We start from the raw sequence: 22,827 nt of genomic DNA on the forward strand, positions 1-22,827 counted from the left end.
ATGTCCTTCTCGCAGCGGATCAGGATCTGCTCGATCTCGGGGCGGGTGGCATTCGCCTTCTCGCCCAGCACGGCGGTGTTCACCGGCACATGGCGCCAGCCATAGATATAGTGCCCCATCCGCAGGACCTCGGATTCTACGATGGTCCGGCAGGCCTCCTGGGCGGCAAAGTTCGTGCGCGGCAGGAATACCTGGCCGACTGCGATCAGCTTGTTCTGATCGGGTTCGTGGCCCGTGCGGCGCACCTGGTCATAGAAGAACGGCACCGGGATCTGGACGTGGATGCCCGCGCCGTCGCCGGTCTTGCCATCCGCATCCACCGCGCCGCGATGCCAGATGGCCTTCAGCGCGTCGATGCCGTTCTGCACGACCCGGCGGCTGGCCTTGCCGTCCAGATCGACCACGAAGCCCACGCCGCAGGACGAATGCTCGTCCTCCTCGCGGTACAGGCTGTTCTGGTCCATCCATGCGCGGCGGGCTTCTTCCTGTGCTTGCCAGTCCATGGTCATGATGCGGCCCTTTCCTGCGGGATCTGCGTCAGCAACTGATCGCAGTCGAATTGTGGGGTTGTGGAACCGAACCCGGCCTCGCCGGGAAAGGTGAACAGCACGGGGCTGTCGTCGGTCTCGGTCTTGGCGCCGGTCCAGTCGCTGCCGGTCTCGGTCCCGCCATAGAAGCGGTTGAACTCGCGGCTGATGTACTGGCTGCCCTCGCGGGTGATCAGAACCTCGCCGCCGGCGTCGCGGGTGGTCAGCCGGAAGCGGGTCCGTTCCAGTGCCTGGCCATCGATCGTGACGGTCTCTCCGGTCAGGGTGTCGGCGCCCTGGTGGTGCAGGCGCTGGCCGTCATCGGTCTGGGTCCAGAAGTCGAAATCATCGCGCCCCGTGGCCAACAACTCGCTGAAGCTGGCATGGTCGTCGGCCTCCTCGACCAGCCGGTCGATCAGGCCGGACGACATGCTCTGGCTCTCGATCCAGCGGGTCTCGGCGTCGATAGTGGACAGGTGGTACAGGCCCTCGCGCCCGAAATGGGCGCTGTGCTGATAGCCTTCGGGATCGGCCTTGCAGGTATAGTACTGGCTGACGGTGCAGCTGCGGTTCTGCACCGTGACGTTCAGCGCGCAGCCTGCGGGCGGCGTGAAGCTGGCCGCCCCCGCCTGCCCCGCCGCTAGCATCCCGCCCGCCAGCACCAGAAGCGTCAACAGGCCCGACATGATCCCGACAGCGGGGACGGCCCGCGCCGCCGCGGCCCCGTGCCGCCGTCCGCACGCTGCACGCCCCGTGTCATGGTGGTGCGCCATCGCCATGCCCCTATTCGGCGGCGATGCGGGCATCGCCCGTCAGGAAGGTCGCGATCGCGTCCGCGGCCTCGCGCCCGTCGCGGATCGCCCAGACGACCAGGCTGGCGCCGCGCACGATGTCGCCCACCGCGAACACGCCGGGGATCGAAGTCTGGTGCGTCTGGAAGTTCGCCTTGATGGTGCCCCACCGCGTGACCTCCAGCCCGTCCACGCCCCACAGCTTGGGCAGGTCCTCGGGTTCGAATCCCAGGGCCTTGATGACCAGGTCGGCGGGTTCGTCGTAATCGGCGCCCTCGATCAGCTCGGGCGACTGGCGGCCGGTGACGTCGGGCTGACCCAGGCGCATCTTCTGGATGCGCACCGAGGCGATCTGCGGCAGGCCGTCGACGTCACGCTCCTGCGCCTCGGCGGCGATGCCGGTCACGTGGCCCGCAAAGGCGCCGGGGGCCGACAGCCAGACGAACTCGACGCCCTCCTCCTCGGCGTTCTGCACTTCGCGCTGGCTCCCCGGCATGTTGGCGCGGTCGCGCCGGTACAGGCACTTGACCGACTGCGCGCCCTGGCGGATGGCCGTGCGCACGCAATCCATGGCCGTGTCGCCGCCGCCGATGACGACGACGCGCTTGCCCTTGGCGTTCAGCTCTCCGTCGTCGAAATCGGGAACGTCGTCGCCGAACTCGACCTTGTTCGAGGCGGTCAAATAGTCGATCGCGCGGACGATCCCGCCGTGATCGGCGTTGTCCAGGTCCAGGTCGCGGGTCTTGTAGACGCCCGTGGCGATCAGCACCGCGTCGTGCTTGCCGCGGATCGCGTCAAAGCTGATGTCCTCGCCCACGTTGCAGTTCAGCACGAACTCGACGCCGCTGTCCGCCAGCAGCTGGTTGCGGCGCATCACCACGTCCTTCTCCAGCTTGAAGCCGGGGATGCCATAGGTCATCAGCCCGCCCGCGCGGTCATAGCGGTCATAGATCGTGACCTGGAACCCCTGCTTGCGCAGCATGTCCGCCGCGGCCAGGCCGCCCGGCCCGGCCCCGATGATGCCGACCGATTCGGCACGCTCCTGCGCGGGCTTGAAGGGCTGGACCCAGCCGTTGTCCCAGGCGGTGTCGGTGATGTACTTCTCGACCGCGCCGATGGTGACGGTGCCGTGGCCCGACTGCTCGATCACGCAGTTGCCCTCGCACAGGCGGTCCTGGGGACAGATGCGGCCGCAGATCTCGGGGAAGGTGTTGGTGGCCTGGCTGACGCGATAGGCCTCCTCCAGGCGACCCTCGGCGGTCAGACGCAGCCAGTCGGGGATGTTGTTGTGCAGCGGGCAGTGCGACTGGCAATAGGGCACGCCGCACTGGCTGCAGCGGCTGGACTGTTCGGCAGCCTTGGCTGCGGCGAATTCGCGATAGATCTCGTGGAAATCCTCGCTGCGGTCGGCAGCGGCGCGTTTTTCGGGCATCTCGCGCGGGGTCGAGACGAATGTCAGCATCTTCTGCGTGGCCATGGCTGCGCTACCTTCCCTGAAAGGACTTCCGCAACCGCAATAAACCAAGGCTTTTGCGATGAAAAGTCAGCAGTGCTGACCTAATCGCCACTTTTTCGGTGCGCGGGCCAAGTTTTTGTCCGCATACCTGCCATATTAGGTCAGCATTGCTTACATAACCAGTACAAGCGCCAGCAATGCAAGGCTTCCGACAATGATGCGCCACCATGCGAACAGCCCGTATCCGTGCTGGGGACACGTAACCAAGCAGCCAGCGCACCACCACGACGGCGGCCAGAAAGGCGGTGATGAAGCCCACGGCGATGTCGTTGATCGCGCCCGCATCCAGCACCGCGCGATTCTGCCACAGGTCCAGGCTGAAGGCGCCCAGCATCGTGGGCATTGCCAAGAAGAACGAGAATTCGGCGGCCGACCGCTTGTCCGCGCCCATCAGCAGCGCACCGACGATGGTGGCCCCCGACCGCGACACGCCGGGGATCATGGCAAGGCACTGGAACAGGCCGATGCGGAAGGCCATCGACAAAGGAATGTCCTCGGCCCGGGTATAGCGGGGGGTGGCGGCGCGGCGGTCGACCCACAGCAGGACGAAGCCGCCCAGGATCAGCATGACCGCGACCAGCATCGGCGTCTCGAACAGCACCGTCTTGATGAAGCCGTGCGCCATCGCGCCGATCACCGCCGCCGGGGCGAAGGCCAGCAGGACCGCGCCGATGAACCGCCGGGCGACCGGATCGTGGGGCGCGTCGCGCACCACCTGCACCAGCCGGGCGGCGTAAAGGCCCAGGATCGCCAGCAGGGCGCCCAGCTGGATCAGCACCTCGAAGGACCGGGCGGGCGAATCGAAGCCCAGGAAATGACCGGCCAGCAGCAGGTGGCCCGTCGACGACACCGGAATGAACTCGGTCAGGCCCTCGAGAACCCCGAGGGCGGCGGCGACGATCGTGTTGTGGTCCATCAGTGCTCGCGCAGGTTCTTGGCGGACCGCTTGATCGAATCGTACTGGCCCGACGGGCGGAAGCGCACCAGATAGTCGTCCAGAACGGACCCGGCCGCCGTGGGCACGATGCCCAGATCCGCGAAACCGCGGGCGCCGGGCGTGACGACGTTGTCCTTGCGCAGCAGGGCCCAGCTGGTCGCGGCTCAGCGGGCTGGTGAACAGGCCGCCGGTGACCGCCTGCGCCACGCCCATCGCGGCCGATGCCAGTCGCGCGATCGGGAACGGCAGGTTCACCACCGCGCGGCGGCGGTGGACGGCGGACAGCACCTGCCCCACGATCTGGCGGGTGGTCAGGATCTCGGGGCCGCCCAGCTCATAGATGCCGGGGGCGGCGGTGCCAGTGGCGCCCATCACCGCCGCGCGGGCGACGTCGCCCACGAAAACCGGCTGCATCCGGGTGTTGCCGCCCACGATGGGCATCACCGGCCCCATCCGCGACATGCCCGCAAAGCGGTTGTAGAAATTGTCGTCGGCACCGAAGATCACCGACGGGCGCAGCACGACCGCATCGGGACGCGCGGCCAGCACCGCGGCCTCGCCCCGCGATTTCGACGCGATGTACGTGCTGTCCGATTCGGGATCGATCCCCAGGCCCGAGATATGGACCAGCCGCGCGACGCCCATCTCCGCCGACAGGCGGGCGATGTTGTCGGCGCCGGTCTCGAACACGGTCTTGAAAGTGCTCTTGCCCTGCGCGTTCAGGATGTTGACGCAGTTGATCGCGGCATCCGCCCCGGTCAGGGCAGCCCGGACAGAGTTTTCGTCGCGGATGTTGCACATGACGGGGACGACCTGCCCGACCGCGCCATAGGTGCGGGTGAACAGCGCCTCGTCGGGGCGGCGGACGGCTATGCGGACGCGCCAGCCCTCCTTGGCCATCAGCCGGGCCACCTGCCGGCCGACAAAGCCCGATCCGCCAAAGATCGTGACCAGTTTCGCCATGGGCGTCTCGCCTCCCTCTGATAGGCCGAATGTCGCGTGATCCTTACCCCCGACGCGCGTTCCGGGCAAGGCTGCGCAGGGTCGCGGGCAGCTTTCGCGCACCGCCTTGGCAGGTCTTGGCAAAAACTGTCGAAAAAACTTTCACGACCCCATTGACGCCCCCCCGCACTCGCTTTAATCAGCCGCTCATACCACCTGCCCAGGTGGCGGAATTGGTAGACGCGCACGGTTCAGGTCCGTGTGCCGCAAGGTGTGGAGGTTCGAGTCCTCTCCTGGGCACCAAAAACAAAACCCCCGAAAACCTCGTGTTTTCGGGGTTTTGCTTGTCCGGCGGGACGATCCGACCTTGGGGCTTTTCATTTCCGCGCTGGTCGCGTTCCCTCTGGCGAAACATGGGGACGTGATGAGCTTGTATCTGGGGATCGACGGGGCGGCACGGGCTGCCGGGCAGCCATTGCCGATGCAGCGGGCCGCGTGCTGGGCCGCGGTCAGGGCGGGCCGGCAAACATCAATTCCGATCCATTCGGCGCGGTGACAAGCGTGCTGGCCGCGGCGACGGCGGCGATGGCTCAGGCCGGGGCCTCGCCTGCGGACCTGACCGCGGTGCTGGGCCTGGCCGGGGGCGGCATGCAGGACGCGGCCCGCGCGATGCAGGCGCGCCTGCCCTTCGCGCGCAGCCTGGTGGTGAACGATGCCGTCACTGCCGCGCGTGGCGCGCTTGGCGCAGATGACGGCATCCTGGTCGCGGTCGGCACCGGGTCGGTGCTGGCGGTCCAGCGCGGCGGCCAGCTGCGCCAGATCGGGGGGCGCGGCTTTCTGATGGGGGACGAGGGCAGCGGTGCCGTCCTGGGCCGCACCCTGCTGGCGCGGGCGATGCGGGCGGGCGACGGGCTGGTCCCGGACACGCCCCTGCTGTCCGCGCTGCGCGACGAATTCGGCGGGTTCGAGGGGATCATCGCCTTCGGCACCGGCGCCGCGCCCCGCGCGCTTTGCGGAACTGGCCCCCGCGCCTGGTCGCCTCGGACGATCCCGCGGCCCGCGCGATTCTGGACCAGGCGGTGGCCCAGATCGGCGACGCGGTGCGCGTGCTGCAGGATGGCGACCGCCTGCCGGTGGTCTGCACCGGCGGGCTGGGCCCCTTCTATGCCGCGGCGCTGGCGGCGGACTGGCCCGTCGTTCCCGCCCGCGGCACCGGCGTGGACGGTGCGCTGGACATGGCACGGGCCTGGGCGCCATGACCCTGCAGACCCTGGCCGCCACCACCCTGTTCGACGGCGCGCAGCTGCTGGACGACATGGCGGTGATCCTGCGCGACGGGGTGATCGAGGCCATCGTGCCGCGCCCGGCAGGCGTGGTTCCGATGCCCGGCATCCTGGCCCCCGGTTTCGTCGACCTTCAGGTGAACGGCGGCGCCGGGCTGATGGTCGGCGCAGGAACCGACGCCGCAGCCCTGGCGCGCATCTGCGCGGTGCATCGCGACCTGGGCTGCGGGGGCATCCTGCCGACGCTGATCACCGACGGACCCGAGGTCACTGCCCGCGTGCTGGCCGCCGGGATCGCCGCCGGCCGCGTCGACACGCCGGGCTTTCTGGGCCTGCATCTGGAGGGGCCGCATCTGGACCCGCGCCGCGCCGGGGCGCATGACGCAGCCCTGATCCGCCCGATGACCGATGCCGATATGGCGGTCCTGATCGCCGCCCGCGCGGACCTGCCCGCGCTGATGGTGACCCTGGCCCCCGAGGCCGCCACCCCCGCCCAGATCGCCGCCCTGACCGCGGCGGGGATCATCGTCAGCCTTGGCCACAGCGACTGCACGCTGGATCAGGCACAGGCGGCCTTTGCGGCAGGGGCGCGCTGCGCCACGCATCTGTTCAACGCCATGAGCCCGCTTGGCCACCGCCAGCCCGGCCTGGTCGGCACGGTCCTGTCGGGCGATGCGCAGGCCGGGATCATCGCGGACGGCACCCATGTCGACCCGGCGGCGCTGCGCATCGCGCTGCCGCGCCACGGCCTGGAGGGTTGTTCCTGGTCAGCGACTGCATGGCGGTCGCGGGCACCACGCTGACCGAATTTCCGTTGCAGGGCCGTCGCATCCTGCGACGCGACGGGCGGCTGACGCTGGCGGACGGCACGCTGGCCGGCGCGGACCTGCGGCTGGACCGCGCGGTGCGTGTCGCGGTGGCGGCGGGCGCGGACCCGGCGCAGGCGCTGGCGATGGCGACGTCGGTCCCGGCCGACCTGATCGGCGCCAAGGCCGGGCGCATAGCGCCGGGCCGCGCCGCGGACCTGATCCTTCTGGACGCGGACCTGCACCTGACCGGCATCCGCGACGGCGCGGGCTGGCGCGCGCCCCGGGCCTAGCTGCCGCGCAAACCGGCTTTCGATCAGCAGCCCTTCGTCCTGCAGGATCGGATGAGCGACCGAGACCGCATGGGCATTGATCCGCTTGAGATCGCGCAGCAGGTCCAGATGCAGGGACGAGGTTTCGCGGCTTTCGGTCTGGCCTTCGCGCAGGCGGATCAGGTGACGCTGCGCGGACTGGCGTTCCAGTTGCGGATGGTGACCTTCTGCTCCATCAGGCGGCGGGCCATGTCGCGGTCGCGCGTCATGAACACCGTCTGCGCCATGCGCAGGTTCTCCTGCGTCAGCAGGAACAGCGCGTCCAGTTCGCGGAACCCCTCGCCCGAAAAGCGCAGGCCCAGGCCGATCTTCTTGGCCACCTCGGGGGACAGGCCCCGGTCGATGATGTCGCCGATATGTTCCAGGTTTGATGACGTAATCCAGGATGTCGATGGCCTGCCGACGCTCGGCCTCGGTCGCGTCGCCGGTCAGGCGCGACAGATAGTTCTTGACCTGCTGCTGTCGCCGGTCGACCTGATCCTCAATCGCGCGGACCTCGGCCAGGGGGGCGGGATCGTGCTTGCGGAACGCCGCGCGGGTCTGGGCCAGCATCCGCTCGACGCTGTCGCCGATGTCCAGAACCTCGCGCCGGGCGCCGGTCAGGGCCAGGGGCGGCGCGTCCAGAACCTGCGCATCCAGCCAGCGCGGCGCGGTCGAGGCCGCATGCGCGTCCTGCGGCATCAGCACCGCCACCAGACGGCAGACCAGCCCGTTGAAGGGCCAGATCAGCGCCGCCAGCGCTAGGTTGAAACGCCAGGTGGGCGCTGACCGCCAGGGGCCCCACGGCCAGGGGCATGGCATTCAGCGCGCCCGCCGCCAGCCCCGCCAGCGGCAGCGCGATCAGGCAAGCCGATGGCGCGCACCGTCAGGTTGCCCAGCAGCACCCGCCGCGCGGCGATGTCCAGCGTGGCCCCCGCCAGCACCGGCGCCATCGCGCCGCCCAGGTTCGCGCCCAGCACCATGACCACCGTCAGGTCGGGCGGCAGAACCAGCGACCCGATCAGCAGCACCGCCGCCAGCGATGACGAACACAAAAGTGCGATTCCCGCCGCAAAGGCCAAGGCCACGGGCCAGGCCTGATCCAGCATCGGCAGGAAGGCGGCCATTTGCGGCGAGGCGCGCAGCGGCGCGGTCGCCTGGTCCAGCAACGTCAGCGACACCAGCATCAGCCCTACGCCGATCAGCGCCGTGCCCACCCCCGACGTCACCGTCGTGCCCCGGCGGCGCAGGCCATAGCCCAGCAGCACCAAGACCGGCGCGACCGCGGTGATGTCGGTCGACACGATCACCGCCGTCATCGCCGTGCCGACATTCGCGCCCAGCAGAAACGATCTGCGCGCGGCGGGTGGCGATCATCTCTCGCTGGACGAAGGACGCGGTCAGCAGGGCGGTGGCCGTCGACGATTGCAGACCCAAGGTGGCGACAAGCCCCGATGCGAAGGCCCGCAGCCCCGTGCGCGTGCCCGCGCCCAGGATCAGCTTCATCCGCAGGCCGAACGCCTCGACCATGCCGTCGCGCACCAGTCCCAGACCGAACAGCAACAGCGCCACCGCGCCTGCCAGCTGCAGGAACCCCAGAATCGATGCCATGTGCCTCTACCATCCCTTTCCGGGCTGCCCGCGCGGGCCATCACGGATCCGACTTGAAGCCGCCCCTTGCATCCTGTGAAGGGGATAACGACGCAGCGGGCGCCGCTGTTGCACAAAGCGCACAGGATTTGGGCCGATGCCATGCCGCGCGGCAGGCGGGCACGCCATGGGGCAGGCCGGGCGCGCGCCGACAACCGCAGGGTGGCATATCCCTTTGAGGAAGCCGCGCCGCTCTGATATGGACGGGGTCACGACACAGGAAACCCGTGCGGCCATGAACAGCCTGTCCCCCGATCTTTCGTTCCGCTGGAAATCGAACGCGACGCGGACCATCGTCACGACCGTCAAGAACGAGGGGCCGTTCCTGCTGGAATGGCTGTGCTATCACCGGCTGATCGGGTTCAACCGCTTCGTCATCTATTCCAACGACTGCACCGACGGCACGCACCAGATGCTGCAGCTGCTGGACCAGGCGGGGATCGTCATCCACTTCGACAACAGCGACCTGATCGCCGGCCTGCCCGACGACCCGCAGCGCCGCGCCTATGCCCGCGCCATGGCCCTGCCCGAAGTGACGGGCAGCGACTGGATCGCGGTGCTGGACGGGGACGAGTTCTTTCACGTCAACACCGGAGACGGCACCTTGGACGCGCTGTTCGCGGCCCTGCCCGACCGCACCGACGCGGTCGCCGCGCAGTGGCGCATCTTCGGCAACGGCGGCGTGATCCCGTTTCGGGACGAGCTGCAGATCCGCCAGTTCACCATGGCCTCGCCCACGGACATTCCGTTCACGCACAGCCAGTTCGCCATCAAGACCATCTTTAGACCGCTGCCGGTGCAGCACCTGGGCGTCCATCGACCGGTCTTCAAGAACTTCTACGGCCTTCCCGCGCATCCGCTGTTGATCGTGAACGGCTCGGGAGAGGACGTGACCCGCGACCTTCTGCGGCAGCGGTGGACCACCTCTCCGAAGATGGCGGGGTACGATCTGTGCCACGTCAACCACTACATGATCCGCGCCAGCGAGGTCTTCCTGATGAAGCGCTGGCGCGGCACCGCCAACAGCGCGGATGCCGACCGGATCAACTTCGACTACTATGACCAGCACAATCTGAATGTGGTCGAGGAGACCGGCATCACCGCATGGGCCGACCGCGTGGCGCAGGCGCGGGCCGAGCTGGTCGGGCTGATGCCCGCCCTTGGCGCGCTGCATGCCGAGGCGGTGAGGCGGTTCCGCCGCCAGATCGACGTCCTCTTCGCACAGCTGCTGGCCGAGGCGCCGGACCAGCACGCCCGCCTGTTCGACCCCGCGGTCCTGCGGGCCGAGACCGAACGCCGCCAGGCCGAACTGGCCGCCCGCCGTGCGCGGCAGGCGTCGATCGCGGCCGCCCCGCCCCCGCCGCCCCCGGCCAAGCTGCCCGCGCGCCCGGTGATCGCATCGGCCATCCTGCTGGCACCGCTGCCCGATGGGCCGCCGGTGCCGACCATGCCGCTGCTGTCGATGACCCCCTGGGCCACCATCCCCGAGACGCCCGAACCCGCCGCCCCCGCCGATCCACCCGCCCCCGAGGTGCCGCCGCAATGGCTGGTCGACCTGCGGCGCTCGCCCTACCGCCGGGGCTTCTACCATTCGGAGGAGGAGTTCGCGGCGCTGCACGTCGAACGCGAACGGGCGCATCTGTTCGTCAGCTTCGACAACCTGTCCCAGGTGGGCCAGGACCAGATCGACCGCGAGGCCTGGGGATACGAATTCGCGCGCAAGTCCGGCTGGTCGCAGCTGGGCATCTTCGCGTTCCGCGCCAACTGGTTCCGCAATCCGACGCTGTTCGCCTATCTGCGCCAGCTGCGCGACAACGGGCTGTTCGCGCGCTATCAGACGGTGACCTTTGCGGGAACCTCGATGGGGGCCTATGCGGCCTGCGCGTTCTCCTCGGTCGCGCCGGGGGCGCAGGTGATCGCCTTTTCCCCGCAGTCGACGCTGTCCCCGCACCTGGTCCCGTGGGAGGCGCGCTTTCCCAGCGGCCGTGCCGCGGACTGGAGCGGCGATTTCGCCGATGCCGCGGCCCAGACCGCCTCCGCGCGGACGGTCTTTCTGGTCTATGACCCGACGGAACCCGCGGACGCCGCCCATGCGGACCGGTTCACCGGGGACAACATCGTGCGGCTGCGGACTCCGCGGGCAGGCCACAAGACCGCGCTGCGGCTGCGCCAGACCGACATGCTGTCCACGGTGGTCCGCGGCCTTGCGACGCGCACGATGGATGCGGCGGCGTTCCACGCCCTTTATCGCCAGTCGCGCCTTCAGCCATGGTATCTGGACACGCTTGGCCAGCGCCTGCAGGCGCGGGGCCGGACCGCCTGGCTGCGGCGGCTGTCCGACATCGCGGCCCGCAACGGCCGGCCCGGCATGGCCAAGGCGCTGGAGACGCGCGCCGCCGCCCCCGTGCCGCACCCGTCCTGACCCACGCCGCAACCGAAAGCGCCCGCATGCCCCGCAAGACCGCCCCGCAGCCTCAACCCGTCCCGGCCGGCCCGGACATCGCGTTGCACATGCTGATGAACGACAGCGCGCCGGTCCTGCTGGACTGGGTGCTGCATCACCGTCACGCGGGCTTTCGCAGCATCACCGTCCACGGCGACGGCGCCAACGCGCAGGCCACGGCGCTGGCCCAGGCCCTGGCCGCGGCAGGCCTGATCGACTTCGTGCCCACGACCCGTCCCGGCATCGCCCATGACAAGGCCCGCCAGATCCGCGCGCTGGACCTGGCGCTGGAGACGGCGCTGCGCGATCGCCACGATCACCTGCTGTGGCTGGAACCGGACGATTTCGTCATGATCGACACCGGGGCCGGCACCCTTGCCGACCTGGCCCAGGGGCTGGGACGGTTCCCCGACCTCCTGTCGCTGACCGTCCAGGTCGCGGGCGGGTCGGGGCAGAACCGCTATGCCGATCTGCCGCTGGTCGAGCGCTTTTCGCCGCGGCACCGGCGGGGCGGCAGGGCGGATGACGGTGGCCACGCCCCTGCGCACGATCTTTCGGCCGCAGCTGGCCCGCGGGCTGAAGCCCGCGCGCCCCACGCTGAAACCCAAGTTCGCCCGCGGCAAGGAGCCCGTGACCTGGTTGAACGGCGCGGCCGAGGACGTGGCCGACCGCTATCTGCAAAAGGGCTGGATGACGATGCCCGACCAGCCGGGGCTGGGCCTGGCGCATGTCATCGCCTTCATGGCCCAGGACCGCGAGACGTTCCTGCTGCGCCGCACCGGGGCGGGCAAAACGCTGCCCTTCGTCACGCCCGACCACCTGCGGATGACCATCCAGCAGTATCAGCGCCTGAACTTCACGATGGCCGATACCGGTCCTGACCAGGCGTTCGTTCAGGCCCACCGCGCGCGGCGCGCCGAGTTCCTGGCCAGCCATCCGAAGGTCGCGGCGCGCCATGCGGCGGTGGTGACCGAATTCGCGGGGCGGCTGGACCGCCTGCTGGCGCATCAGGACCCCCAGGCGGCCAGGATCATCACCGCCTTCGTCGAGGGGCGCCCGATCCAGGGCCTGGCCTTCGACTGGTCCGTGCCCTTTGGCGTCGCCGCGACGCCCCCCGCCCTGTCCGAGATGGATTCGGCCTGGGCTGAACGCCTGTCCCGACCCGCCGAGGAGGATGCCCCGCCGGAGGAGGACTGGGACGACACCGATGACGACACCCAGGGCCACGACGCCGCGCCCCAACAGCCCGGCACCGCCACCCCCGACGGCGCGCCCCAGATCGCGGCGCCCGCGTGGCTCAGCGACTTGCGGCTGTCGGGACAGGCGCACGGATTCTATCATTCGATGCCCAATTATGCCTGCACCTATGTGGCGCGGTCGCGCGAACATCTCCTGGTGTCCTTCGACAATCTGGCGTCGGTGCGCGAACACCCGGTGACCCGCGAACCCTGGGGTTACAAGTTCATCCGCAAGGAGGGCTGGTCGCATATGGGCATCCTGTCCTATGTGCCCGGATGGTTCCGCGACGCCGCGCTGCACCGCTATCTGATGTCGCTGCGCGACAGCGGCTTTTTCGAACAGTTCGACCAGGTGACGCTGTTCGGGACGTCGATGGGGGGCTATGGGGCGGCGGCCTTCGCCTCGCTGGCGCCGGGATGCCGGGTGGCCGCGTTTTCGCCCCAGTCGACGCTGTCGCCGCGTCTGGCGGGATGGGACCAGCGCTATCCGACCGGCAAGCGGGCGGACTGGACCGGACCGTTCGCCGATGCCGCCGCCGAATCGCGCAGGGCGTCCCAGGTCTGGCTGTTCTATGACCCTGCGATCGACCATGACCGCCGCCACGTGCAGCGCTTTGACGGTCCGAACGTAACGCGGGTTCCACTGCGCCATGCCGATCACAAGACGGCGCTGATGCTGCGCAACGGCCGCGTGCTCAGCGACGTGATGCGCGACATCGCGACCGGCCGGGCGACCCTGCCGAGGATGATGCAGCACTATCGCGCCTGCAGGCACCTGCCCGACTATCTGGCAGGCGTCCGCGCGCGGGCCGAACGCGGCGGCGATCCCGCCCGCGCCGCGCGCCTTGACCGCGCGATCGCGCGCCTGGCACCCTGATCAGAGACCTGCGCCGTGATCCCGTGAAGGCGGTGATGAACCGGCCGCCGGACCCTGATCGGATCCTTCTGTCGCGAATGCCGGTCTGCGGGCGATAGATGGGCGGATGCGGCAAGCAGTGGATCTCAAAGCACCCGCCGTGCTGTCTGGCGGTTGCATGGCACGCGTCTGGCAGAAGGGAGGCAGCCGCGACGATGATTTGCCCTGTGGCATGCTGATCTGCTTATCTTGGGCGGCACATCAATGACATGGCCCTGGTTCGGCCTGACATCCCCTGGAGAGGGAAAGCCCGGGGCCATGATCGACACCGTCACGCGCCACGGGGTCGGTCTTCACCGCAGCCCGGGATCGAAAGCACCTGCCCCTGTCGGATCGGCACAGCCGTGGCCGCGGCAGGCCCTCCAAGAAGGGGTTCGACCACGCGGTTCGAAACTGACCCTATGTTTCACCTTGGCGGTTAGAGCGGTCGATCTGCTGACCAACGTCGCACATGAGGCTTGCCTTGCGCCCCGCCTGCCGGCTGTCGGTGACAGCCTCGGACCTGCGCCGGACCGGTCAGCCCCAAGCTTTACCGGAACGCGGTCCAGCCCTGGTGCCACCGCAGGATCGTGGTGACGCCGCAGGCCGCGGCAAAGATCCAGGCCAGCAGCGGAAAGGACGCGGGGAACAGGCACATCGCCAGGAACAGGACGATCGTCTCGAACCCCTCGGTCAGGCCGCCAAGGTAGTAGATGCCCTTGGTCGGAAAGGCCGCCGCCCGGTCGCCGCGCCGGGCGGCGATGGCGGCAAAGGCCAGAAAGGACGATCCGGTCCCCACGAAGGCCGCGATCAGCACCGCCGCGGGCAGCGCGTTGGCCGCAGGGTCGTGCAGGGCGAACCCCACCGGCACCAGCGCATAGAAGACGAAGTCCAGCGCGATATCCAGAAAGGCCCCGCGGTCGGTCGGACCCTGGATGCGTGCGACCGCGCCGTCCAGCCCGTCCATGATCCGGTTCGCCGCGATCAGCACCAGCGCCGCGGTCCACCACCCCAGGGCCAGCGCGGCCACCGCCAGCAGACCCACGGCAAAGCCCGCGATGCTTATGGTGTCCGCCTTGACGCCGCGGGCGGCCAGCATCTGCGCCGGGTGCCGCAGGGCCGCGCGCTTCAGCGGTTGCAGTCGGGCGTCGATCATCCGCGCCTCCATCGATGATAGCGTTCGACCAGCGCCAGCAGGCGCGGGTTCACATGGGCGCGCCGCCAGGTGCCGGCAACCGCCTTGTTGGCCTCGGCCCAGGTCGGATAGATGTGGATCGTGCCCAGAATTTTGTTCAGGCCCAGGCCGTGCTTCATGGCCAGGACGAATTCCGCGATCAGGTCACCGGCGTGATCGCCCGCGATGGTCACGCCCAGGATGCGGTCGCGCCCCGGCGGGGTCAGCACCTTGACGAAGCCGCGCGCCGCCCCATCGGTGATGGCGCGGTCCAGGTCGGCCAGGTCATAGCGGGTGACCTCGACCGCGATGCCCCGGTCGCGGGCCTCGGTCTCGGACAGGCCGACGCGGGCGATCTGCGGATCGGTGAAGGTGGCCCAGGGGATCACGCGGTCATCGACCCTGAACCGCCTGAGGGTGCCGAACAGCGCGTTGACGCTGGCGAACCAGGCCTGGTGGGATGCGGCATGGGTGAACTGGAACGGTCCGGCCACGTCGCCCGCCGCCAGGATGTGGGGAAAGCGGGTCTGCAGGAAGGCGTTCGTGACGATGGTGCGGTCGGTCTCGATCCCCAGACGGTCCAGTCCGAACCCCTCCAGTCGCGCGCTGCGGCCCACGGCCACGATGATCTGGTCAAAGCCGATGCGGCGAGCCGCGCCGTCCCGTTCGACCTCGATCCACCTGCCCCCGTCGATGCCGCAGCGGATCGCGCGGTGCCCGGTCAGCACCGTCACCCCGTCGGCGCGCAGGGCGTCCGCGACCAGGGCCGACACCTCGGGGTCCTCGCGCATCAACAGGCGGGGGGCCATCTCGATCTGGGTGACGTCGGACCCCAGCCGCGCAAAGGCCTGCGCCAGCTCGCAGCCGATCGGCCCGCCGCCCAGCACGACCAGCCGCCGCGGCGCGTGGTCATGATCCGCCAGCCGCGACCACAGCGTCTCCGAGGTCAGCGGGTCGACCAGGTCCAGCCCCGGCAGCGGCGGCATGACGGGCCGCGCACCGGTCGCGATGATGATCGCCCGCGTGGTCAGCCGCCGCTCGGCACCTTGCGGGTCGGTGACCGCGACCGTCCAGGGGTCGATCAGGCGGGCGTGGCCCTGCAGCACATCGACCCCCAGCCCGGCATAGCGGTCGACGCTGTCATGGGGCGCGATGTCGGCGATGACCCGGCGGATGCGGTCCATGACCGCGCGAAACGGGACCGCGGGCGGTGTGTCGGCCAGCCCGAAGCGCGCGGCATGGCGCATCTGATGCGCCAGGGTCGCGCTGCGGATCAGCGCCTTGGACGGAACGCAGCCATGGTTCAGGCAGTCGCCGCCCATCGCGCCGGCCTCGATCAGGGTCACCTTGGCCTTGGTCGCCGCGGCGATGTAGGCCGAGACTAACCCGGCCGAACCCGCGCCGATCACCACCAGATTGCGGTCGAACCGCCGGGGTCGGGTCCATCCGGCATAGACGCGACGGCGGCGAAGGATGCCCACGATGGCGCGGGCGATCCACGGAAACACGGCCAGCGCCGCGAAGGACGCCAACAGGGGCGGCGACACGATCTCGGACAGGCTGTCCAGTGCGGCCAGCTGCGTGCCCGCGTTCACATAGACCGCGGTGCCCGCCAGCATGCCAAGCTGGCTGACCCAATAGAACGTCCGGGTCCGGATCGGCGTCAGGCCCATCAGCAGGTTCGTGGCAAAGAACGGCATCACCGGGATCAGCCGCAGCGAAAACAGATAGAACGCCCCGTCCCGCGCCAGCCCTGTCTCGATCCCCTTGGCCCGCGCGCCCAGCTGCGCCCGCACCCAGTCCCGCAGCAGGTACCGCGCCGCCAGAAAGGCCAGCGTCGCCCCGATGGCCGACGCGAACGAGACGATCGCCAACCCCGCCCAGAACCCGAACAGCGCGCCCCCGGCCAGCGTCAGCCACACTGCGATTGGCAGGGACAGCGCGGTGATCGCGACATAGGCGGCGGCGAACAGCGCCGCGACCAGCACCGGCCGCTGCTGCTGATACTCGGCCACGGCGGCCAGATGCCCGCGCAGCGACTGCAGCGTTACGTCCTGACCGCCCAGCAGCCACGACCCGGCTAGCACAAGCGTCGCGACAAGGATCAGCAGAACGGGTCTGGTCACGGCATGTCCTTCATCACGGCCTCGGGGCACCTATCCGACAGGTCGTCAGGATGCCCGAAGTCTTACCGGACCGCCGCTGCCCGCCCGGTCACGTCCCCGTGTACACGCGGCCCCGTCATCCCCGTCGGAGCCGTCGGAGCCGTCGGAGCCGTCGGAGCCGTCGGAGCCGTCGGAGCCGTCGGAGCCGTCGGAGCCGTCGGAGCCGTCGGAGCCGGATGGGTCTTTTGGCCTGTCATGTCCACACCTGAAGACAAGGCTGGTCAACGACGGCGCAATTCGATGCATCTACGGAACGGTAACGCCCTGCGGAAACCGGTCTCCAATGCCCCTTGGCATGACCGATCACGCCCCTGCCCGGCCCCAACGCGCGGCGATGGTCTGCGCCAGTCCGGCAAGATCGGGGGCCGTCACGTCAGGCTGCGGCACGCCCGGCAGCACCAGCGCCGCGTTCACGCCATGGGTCACCAGCGCGCCTTTGCCGCCCAGCGCCTGCATCCCGATCGTGTCCCAGACATGGCAGGCCACCAGGCAAAGATCGGACAGCGGTACCGCCAGTGCCTCGGCCACCAGTTGATAGTCTGGGGCGCGGGCTTGAATCGGTTGGTCGGCTGGACGCTGAAGCTGGCCTCGAAATACTGCGCCAGGCCCGAGCGGTCCAGCGCGGTCCCTCCCGCAGAGGGCGGCGAGTTGGTCAGTGTCACCAGACGGAACCCCCTGTCCCGCAGATGGACCAGCGCCGTCTCGGCATCGGGATGGGCGGGCAGCGTGCCCATCGTCCGGCGCAGCGCATCCTCATGCCCCTCGGTGATCGCCACGCCTCGAATCTCCCCGATCATGCGCAGCACCGCGACGGCCAAGGTGGCGAAATCGCTGCGCAGTCCGGTGATTGTCAGGGTCTGGGAATAGAGGATCAGCTGCGCGAACCAGTCGCGCATGACGGCCCCGTCGCCGAAGATGTCGTCGAACAGCGGACACAGGTGGTCCAGGTCCAGCAATGTCTCGTTGACGTCAAAGACCAGGATGGGGCGCGGGGGACATGGGGGCGATCCTGATCGGTTGACAATCATGCAGAACCAACAGTCGCGATTATCGTTCCTTGCGATTGCTCTCTGGCGAAGTTCTGGCCAATGCAGGTTGGGCGCCCCTGCTGACCACCATCGCAGGCGGCAGCCGATGCAGCCTTTCCGGTGGCGAATGGCGCGCCGTAACCCACGTTTTTTCATTGTCACCCGCATGATCCACTGCGCCTGGCCCTGACCGAGAACCAGTCAACCTATGGTGCGGTACTGGATGCCACATGGAAGGCGGTGCGGATCGCCATCGGACCGTCCATGGCCGGGTCTATCACCATCATTGTCTGTTCGTGCCACGCCGGGCCTGGGTCGCTAAAGCATCGGCCATGCATTCGCCTCAGCACCAGAAAGGTGCTGAAACCGTCCGCCATGGCGGTCCCGGTCATCGGCCTGTGGGGCCGCCTCGCCTTTGCCAACCTGCCGCCGCGTGAGGTCCAGGACGGACGGACGGTCGGCCCGAATGTGGTCGATGTCGCGCCTGCATTGGACATCCGGGCGTTCAATTTGGGCATTGAGTTGCGTACCGGGATCGGCGGCATGGTGCAGAGGATGCGGGTCTGACCGCTGCCCCCTGTAACCGTCCAGTGACACGCCAGTCGGGTCTCCATTCCGGATCAGGTGCGATCTCCCTCCCCCGACCACCCGTCCGCGCCAAGGTTTGGCAATCCCGGCACGTTCATGCCACAAGGCCCCCTCCGCAACGGGATCGGAAAGGATGCCATGTCGTCGTTCATGCAGCAGATCGCGGGACTGGACGCCGTGGCCCTGGCCCGTCGGCTGATCGGTGCGCGGCTGACCGTCCGCGGCGCCGGCGGCACCATCATCGAGACCGAGGCCTATGCCCCAGACGATCCCGCCTCGCACAGCCATCGGGGGCCGACGCCGCGCAACGCCTCGATGTTCGGGCCGGCGGGCCACGCCTATGTCTATCGATCCTACGGCATCCACCTGTGCCTGAACGTCGTGGCGACCCCCGGCGCGGCCGTGCTGATCCGCGCGCTGGACCCCGACACCGGCCTGGACCTGATGCGCGCCCGCCGCCCCGCCCCCCGCTGTGCAGCGGGCCGGGGCGGTTGACGCAGGCGCTGGACATCCGGCCCGACGACGACGGCGCCGCCTTCGACGGTCCCGATTTCGGCATCGTCCTGGCGGCGGCGGTGCCCGATCTGCTGGTCGGGCCGCGGATCGGGATCAGCCGGGCGCAGGACCTGCCATGGCGGTTCGGCCTTGCCGGGGCGGCGGGGCTCAGCCGGCCATTCCCGCGGGCGCGCCCGGATCGCTGACGGCGGGGCTGCGGAAAAGACACTGTGCATTCCCGCCGCCCTACAATACAGATGCGGGCCGACAAGCCGTCCAATGCCGGGGATCATCGATGGATTTGCACAGCAGCGACCACCCCAGGCAGGACCACGCGGCCTATCAGGCCGGACAGCATGATTTCCAGTCCGACATCCAGCGCCTGTCCGAGAACGAGCTGGTCGGGACGATCCTGGAGACGGTGATGCTGGCCACGCGGATGCGCTTTGCCGGGGTGGCGCGCGTCACCGCCGACCGGTGGGTCGCCTGCCGCACCGTCGACGACCTGAAATTCGGGATCGCCGCGGGCGACGAGATCGAGATCGGGTCGACCTTTTGCCAGACGGTCCGCAAGACCTCCGAGATGATCATCTTCAACGAGGCGTCGTCCGACCCGGTCTATCGCGACCATCCCATCGCCGCGGCCTTCGGAATCGTCAGCTATGCCTCGGTGCCGATCTTTCGCGGCGACGGCAGCTTCTTCGGCACGCTGTGCGCCATCGACACCGAAACCAAGGACGTGAACAACGCCCGCACCGTCGCGATGCTGAAGATGTTCGCCACCATCATCGGCGGCACGCTGGACACCGCCGAACGGCTGGACGCCCAGGAACGCATGATCGAACAGGAACGCAAGCTGGTCCGCATCCAGGAGGAGTTCACCGCCATCCTGGGCCATGACCTGCGCAACCCCGTCACCGCCCTGCGGTCGGGCATCCGCATGCTGGGCAAGGAGCCGCTGACCGAACGCGGACGCGGCCTGATCGGGCTGATGCAGTCCTCCCTGCACCGGATGGGAGAACTGGTCGAGAACATGATGCTGCATGCCAAGGCGCGGCTTGGCGACGGGATCACTGTCGCGGCCACGCCCGACGCCCCTCTGGGCGACGCCATCGCCCAGGTCGTGGCCGAGATCCGTCTGGCCGCGCCCCAGCACCGGGTCACGACCGAACTGGATTTCGGCGGGCCGGTCTGCTGCGATCCGTCGCGCATCGCGCAGGCGGTGTCGAACCTGGTGTCGAACGCCATCAACCATGGCGACGCCGACACCCCGGTGACCGTCCGTGGCCGCCGCACCGACGGCGCCGTCGTGATCGAGGTCCAGAACGAGGGCGAGCCGATCCCAGAGGCCGCCCAACGCGCCATCTTTCAGCCGTTCCAGCGGGGCCGGACTGCCGAAAGTTCCGGGCTGGGCCTGGGCCTGCACATCGCGTCGTCCATCGCGCAGGCGCATGGCGGCACGATCGCCGTCGCCTGCGGGGACGGCACGACGACCTTCAGCCTGACCTTTCCGGTCCTGCCCGCCTGACCGCGCGCGCCATCCGAAACGGTTGCCCCCCGTCGCCCCGATCGGCCATCCTGCCCCCTGACGCAATCGCCAGTCGGGACGATCGATGACCAGACCCCAAGGACGCCACCGGCTGCCCCCCATCGCGGTGATCGCGATCGCGCAGCTGTTCGGGACATCGCTATGGTTCAGCGCCAACAGCGCGGCAGAGGGGCTGATGCAGGCCTGGGGCGCGACCGCGGCCGATATCGGTCTGCTGACCAATGCCGTGCAGGCGGGCTTCATTGTCGGCACGCTGGTCATGGCGCTAGGCGGCCTGGCGGACCGGTTCGCCGCCAGTGCGATCTTTGTCGTCTCGGCCCTGGCGGGGGCGGCGTTCAACCTGGGTTTTGCATGGCTGGCCCAGGATGTCGCGACCGGCGCGGGGTTCCGGTTCCTGGTGGGGCTGTCGCTGGCCGGCATCTATCCCATCGGCATGAAGATGATCGTCAGCTGGGCGCCCGACCGCGCGGGACAGTCGCTGGCCCTGCTGGTGGCGATGCTGACGCTTGGCACCGCGCTGCCGCATCTGCTGCGTTCGACCGCGGGGGCGGTGCCGTGGCAATGGGTGGTCGCGACCTCGTCGGGTCTGGCCGTCATCGGCGCCGCGATGATCCGCGCCCTGGGCGACGGCCCGCATCTGGCGCGCCCCGCCCATCGCGGCAGCTCCGGCGCCCTGCGGGCCTTTGCCATTCCCCGGTTCCGTGCCGCCGCCTTCGGCTATTTCGGCCATATGTGGGAGCTTTATGCCTTCTGGACCATCACCCCCCTGCTGGTGGCCGCGACCGGTCTGGCGGACGCCTATCCGGGTCTTGGCGTGTCGGGCCTGTCCTTCCTGATCATCGGTGCCGGGGCCGCGGGGTGCCTGGCGGGCGGCAGCCTTGCCCGCGTCCTGGGCAGCGCGCCGATAGCCCTTGCGGCGCTGATCCTGTCCGGGGCCAGCGCCCTTTGCGTGGTCACGCTGTGGCCGGTGCTGCCGCCGGGCTGGCTTCTGGTCCTGCTGGTGGTCTGGGGCGCCACCGTCGTGGCGGATTCGCCGCAATTCTCGGCCCTCTCCGCGCGCGCCTGTCCGCAGGATGCGGTGGGGGCCTCGCTGGCCATCCAGAACGCCATCGGCTTTGCCATCACGGTCGCATCGATCGCGCTGACGACGGCGCTGTTCCAGCGCATCGGCCCCACGGCCGTCTGGCTGCTGATCCCCGGGCCCGTCGCGGGTGTCCTGGGCTTCCTGATCGCCACGCGACCCCGGCGGTGATCCCGATCAGGCCGGCAGGGCAAAGCGGTCGATGCGAAAGCCGTCATGCACCGTGCTGTCCGATGGTCCCAGGACATTCTGCAGAATGGCCACGGCCCGTGGTCCGTCCAGCGCCTCGTCGGTCGGGCCGGTCCAGTTGACGGCGATCACCGGGCCCGTCGCCCGGGCGCGCAGCCAGCCGCCAAGACCGGTGATCTCCTTGGGGGTCAGGAAATACAGCACCTCGGACAGCAGGACCAGATCGGGGCGCAGGTCCGGCAGGTCCTGGGGCGCGCAGCCCTGCAGGACGGTGACCTGCGGCAGGGGGTCCAGCACCTGCCGCGCCGACCGGATCGCGGCGGGGATGCAGTCCATCACCGTCAGGCGGTCGCACCGGTCGGCCAGCCGCCGCGCCAGCGTGCCATTGCCGCACCCGATCTCCAGCGCGGCCTTGAACGGGCCGTGCCCGATGGCGTCAAGCGTGGCGGCGTACTTGCCGGCCTCATAGGGGCTGGTGCGATGATCCCAGGGATCGTCACTGGCGGCATAGAGGCGGGCCAGATGGTCCAGCGTTTCCCTATGGGGCAATGACGATCTCCGGATGGGTCAGGAAATGGGCCTGATGGGTGTCGGTCATGACGAACCCCGTCGGGTCGTCGTCGATCAGCCCGGTCATCTGCGACCTGTGACAGGACAGCGCGCGCCGCTTGGCCGCCACCGCCGCATCCGAAGCCGCGATCAGCCGGACCTCCGCCGCGCGGTCGGTGAACCGCCCCCAGACCGGATATAAGGCCAGCGCGAGATCCGCCCGCATGGCGGCAAGGCGCATGGCAAGACGCGCGACCTGCTGATGATCGACATGCGGGTCGTGCACCCAGGTCGCAAGCACCAGCGCGTCGGGCGCGATCAGCGCCGACACCCGTTCCGCCGCCTGCGCGTCATCGGGGGCGGCACAATCGGGATAGCCAAGGCAGGTGACCCCGCGCCGCGGGCGCCAGGATCGCGCAGGCGGCGCGCAGTTCCGCCGCACGCGTCGCGGCCAGCACCGGGGCGGGCCAGCGCCGCGATCCGGGATGCGAGCGCGTGCCGTCGGTCACGCAGATGACGTGACACGGGGTGCCCCGCGCGGCCGCATCGAACAGCAGCGCGCCGCAGCCCAGCGTCTCGTCATCGGGATGCGGGGCCAGGATGACCAGCGGGCGGCCCCTGCACCAGCGAACCGGGCGTCAGCGACCGGGCGGATGCCGCATGGTCCAGA

17 protein-coding genes, 1 tRNA gene and 8 pseudogenes are annotated in these 22,827 nt (G+C 69.4%); 10 read left to right on the top strand and 16 right to left on the bottom strand.

The genetic code is table 11. The features are described from left to right. The 5 genes and pseudogenes from F1642_RS06900 to F1642_RS06920 form a co-directional block, all read right to left on the bottom strand. Window positions 1-503, bottom strand: a pseudogene (locus F1642_RS06900) (glutamate synthase large subunit); the annotation flags it as partial. Between the two features lie 2 nt (window positions 504-505). Then, window positions 506-1,300, bottom strand: coding sequence for a hypothetical protein (locus F1642_RS06905; RefSeq protein WP_194885857.1), 795 nt, complete (start codon window positions 1,298-1,300; stop codon window positions 506-508). 10 nt (window positions 1,301-1,310) lie between these two features. Next, complete coding sequence (locus F1642_RS06910; protein WP_045982537.1) at window positions 1,311-2,795, bottom strand: NAD(P)-dependent oxidoreductase; 1,485 nt, start codon at window positions 2,793-2,795, stop codon at window positions 1,311-1,313. A 150-nt stretch (window positions 2,796-2,945) separates the two neighbouring features. Beyond that, window positions 2,946-3,750, bottom strand: a pseudogene (locus tag F1642_RS06915) (undecaprenyl-diphosphate phosphatase). Then, window positions 3,750-4,734, bottom strand: a pseudogene (locus tag F1642_RS06920) (complex I NDUFA9 subunit family protein). The pseudogenes F1642_RS06915 and F1642_RS06920 overlap by 1 nt, the downstream one beginning before the upstream one ends. A gap of 197 nt (window positions 4,735-4,931) precedes the next feature. Between F1642_RS06920 and F1642_RS06925 the strand changes: the two are divergent. The 4 genes and pseudogenes from F1642_RS06925 (at window position 4,932) to nagA (ending at window position 7,095) form a co-directional block, all read left to right on the top strand. Beyond that, window positions 4,932-5,016, top strand: a tRNA-Leu gene (locus F1642_RS06925). A gap of 192 nt (window positions 5,017-5,208) precedes the next feature. Next, window positions 5,209-5,583: pseudogene (locus tag F1642_RS15635) on the top strand (BadF/BadG/BcrA/BcrD ATPase family protein); the annotation flags it as partial. Between the two features lie 140 nt (window positions 5,584-5,723). Then, on the top strand, window positions 5,724-5,972 hold the full coding sequence (locus F1642_RS15640; RefSeq protein WP_255522226.1) for a hypothetical protein: 249 nt from the start codon (window positions 5,724-5,726) through the stop codon (window positions 5,970-5,972). After that, window positions 5,969-7,095: pseudogene (nagA, locus tag F1642_RS14985) on the top strand (N-acetylglucosamine-6-phosphate deacetylase). The gene F1642_RS15640 and the pseudogene nagA overlap by 4 nt, the downstream one beginning before the upstream one ends. A 158-nt stretch (window positions 7,096-7,253) precedes the next feature. Here the strand turns inward: nagA and F1642_RS15645 are convergent. From F1642_RS15645 to F1642_RS16430, 4 genes and pseudogenes are all read right to left on the bottom strand, one after another. Continuing rightward, window positions 7,254-7,454, bottom strand: coding sequence for a hypothetical protein (locus F1642_RS15645; RefSeq protein ID WP_255522227.1), 201 nt, complete (start codon window positions 7,452-7,454; stop codon window positions 7,254-7,256). Window positions 7,455-7,572: 118 nt separating this feature from the next. Next, window positions 7,573-7,935 (bottom strand): annotated as a pseudogene (locus tag F1642_RS16425) (hypothetical protein); the annotation flags it as partial. Continuing rightward, window positions 7,875-8,417 (bottom strand): hypothetical protein, encoded by a 543-nt coding sequence (locus F1642_RS15655; protein WP_370582825.1) that lies wholly within the window; start codon window positions 8,415-8,417, stop codon window positions 7,875-7,877. The pseudogene F1642_RS16425 and the gene F1642_RS15655, both read right to left, overlap by 61 nt. 94 nt (window positions 8,418-8,511) lie before the next feature. Beyond that, a pseudogene (locus F1642_RS16430) lies at window positions 8,512-8,724 on the bottom strand (Na/Pi cotransporter family protein); the annotation flags it as partial. Window positions 8,725-8,998: 274 nt separating this feature from the next. On the opposite strand from F1642_RS16430, the gene F1642_RS06940 reads away from it, so the two are divergent. Both F1642_RS06940 and F1642_RS16435 read left to right on the top strand, forming a co-directional pair. Then, window positions 8,999-11,185 carry a glycosyltransferase family 2 protein gene (locus F1642_RS06940; RefSeq protein WP_194885858.1) on the top strand — a complete coding sequence of 729 codons (2,187 nt, stop codon included), beginning with the start codon at window positions 8,999-9,001 and terminating at the stop codon, window positions 11,183-11,185. A gap of 651 nt (window positions 11,186-11,836) precedes the next feature. Further along, the gene (locus F1642_RS16435; protein ID WP_194885859.1) at window positions 11,837-13,321 is read left to right on the top strand and encodes an alpha/beta hydrolase-fold protein; all 1,485 of its coding nucleotides are present in this window, start codon (window positions 11,837-11,839) and stop codon (window positions 13,319-13,321) included. A 568-nt stretch (window positions 13,322-13,889) separates the two neighbouring features. Here the strand turns inward: F1642_RS16435 and F1642_RS06950 are convergent. From F1642_RS06950 to F1642_RS06965, 4 genes are all read right to left on the bottom strand, one after another. After that, the gene (locus F1642_RS06950) at window positions 13,890-14,495 is read right to left on the bottom strand and encodes a CDP-alcohol phosphatidyltransferase family protein (protein ID WP_194885860.1); all 606 of its coding nucleotides are present in this window, start codon (window positions 14,493-14,495) and stop codon (window positions 13,890-13,892) included. Next, a complete protein-coding gene (locus tag F1642_RS06955; protein ID WP_194885861.1) occupies window positions 14,492-16,639 on the bottom strand; it encodes a bifunctional TVP38/TMEM64 family protein/FAD-dependent oxidoreductase in 2,148 nt (715 codons plus the stop codon). The genes F1642_RS06950 and F1642_RS06955 overlap by 4 nt, the downstream gene beginning before the upstream one ends. 342 nt (window positions 16,640-16,981) lie before the next feature. Then, the gene (locus tag F1642_RS15675; protein WP_255522231.1) at window positions 16,982-17,104 is read right to left on the bottom strand and encodes a hypothetical protein; all 123 of its coding nucleotides are present in this window, start codon (window positions 17,102-17,104) and stop codon (window positions 16,982-16,984) included. Beyond that, a complete protein-coding gene (locus tag F1642_RS06965; RefSeq protein WP_255522232.1) occupies window positions 17,101-17,706 on the bottom strand; it encodes an HAD family hydrolase in 606 nt (201 codons plus the stop codon). The genes F1642_RS15675 and F1642_RS06965 overlap by 4 nt, the downstream gene beginning before the upstream one ends. A 357-nt stretch (window positions 17,707-18,063) precedes the next feature. Between F1642_RS06965 and F1642_RS06970 the strand changes: the two genes are divergently transcribed. From F1642_RS06970 to F1642_RS06985, 4 genes and pseudogenes are all read left to right on the top strand, one after another. After that, a complete protein-coding gene (locus F1642_RS06970; RefSeq protein WP_194885863.1) occupies window positions 18,064-18,273 on the top strand; it encodes a hypothetical protein in 210 nt (69 codons plus the stop codon). Window positions 18,274-18,444: 171 nt separating this feature from the next. After that, window positions 18,445-18,995: pseudogene (locus tag F1642_RS06975) on the top strand (DNA-3-methyladenine glycosylase). An 89-nt stretch (window positions 18,996-19,084) separates the two neighbouring features. Beyond that, window positions 19,085-20,317 carry a GAF domain-containing sensor histidine kinase gene (locus F1642_RS06980; RefSeq protein WP_194885864.1) on the top strand — a complete coding sequence of 411 codons (1,233 nt, stop codon included), beginning with the start codon at window positions 19,085-19,087 and terminating at the stop codon, window positions 20,315-20,317. An 85-nt stretch (window positions 20,318-20,402) separates the two neighbouring features. After that, window positions 20,403-21,590 carry an MFS transporter gene (locus F1642_RS06985; protein WP_194885865.1) on the top strand — a complete coding sequence of 396 codons (1,188 nt, stop codon included), beginning with the start codon at window positions 20,403-20,405 and terminating at the stop codon, window positions 21,588-21,590. Window positions 21,591-21,596: 6 nt separating this feature from the next. On the opposite strand, the gene F1642_RS06990 is transcribed toward F1642_RS06985, so the two are convergent. The 3 genes from F1642_RS06990 to F1642_RS16440 are packed head-to-tail and all read right to left on the bottom strand — an operon-like array spanning window position 21,597 to window position 22,765. After that, entirely contained in the window at window positions 21,597-22,157 is a 561-nt protein-coding gene (locus F1642_RS06990; protein WP_052715314.1) for an SAM-dependent methyltransferase, read from the bottom strand. Further along, on the bottom strand, window positions 22,147-22,599 hold the full coding sequence (locus tag F1642_RS06995) for a PIG-L deacetylase family protein (protein ID WP_194885866.1): 453 nt from the start codon (window positions 22,597-22,599) through the stop codon (window positions 22,147-22,149). Before F1642_RS06995 ends, F1642_RS06990 begins: the two co-directional genes overlap by 11 nt. Further along, window positions 22,508-22,765 carry a PIG-L family deacetylase gene (locus F1642_RS16440; RefSeq protein ID WP_194886239.1) on the bottom strand — a complete coding sequence of 86 codons (258 nt, stop codon included), beginning with the start codon at window positions 22,763-22,765 and terminating at the stop codon, window positions 22,508-22,510. Before F1642_RS16440 ends, F1642_RS06995 begins: the two co-directional genes overlap by 92 nt. Window positions 22,766-22,827: the final 62 nt, after the last annotated feature.

Origin of the sequence: Paracoccus sp. NBH48 (assembly GCF_015390265.1) — a bacterium.
Classification (GTDB): Bacteria; Pseudomonadota; Alphaproteobacteria; order Rhodobacterales; family Rhodobacteraceae; genus Paracoccus; species Paracoccus marcusii.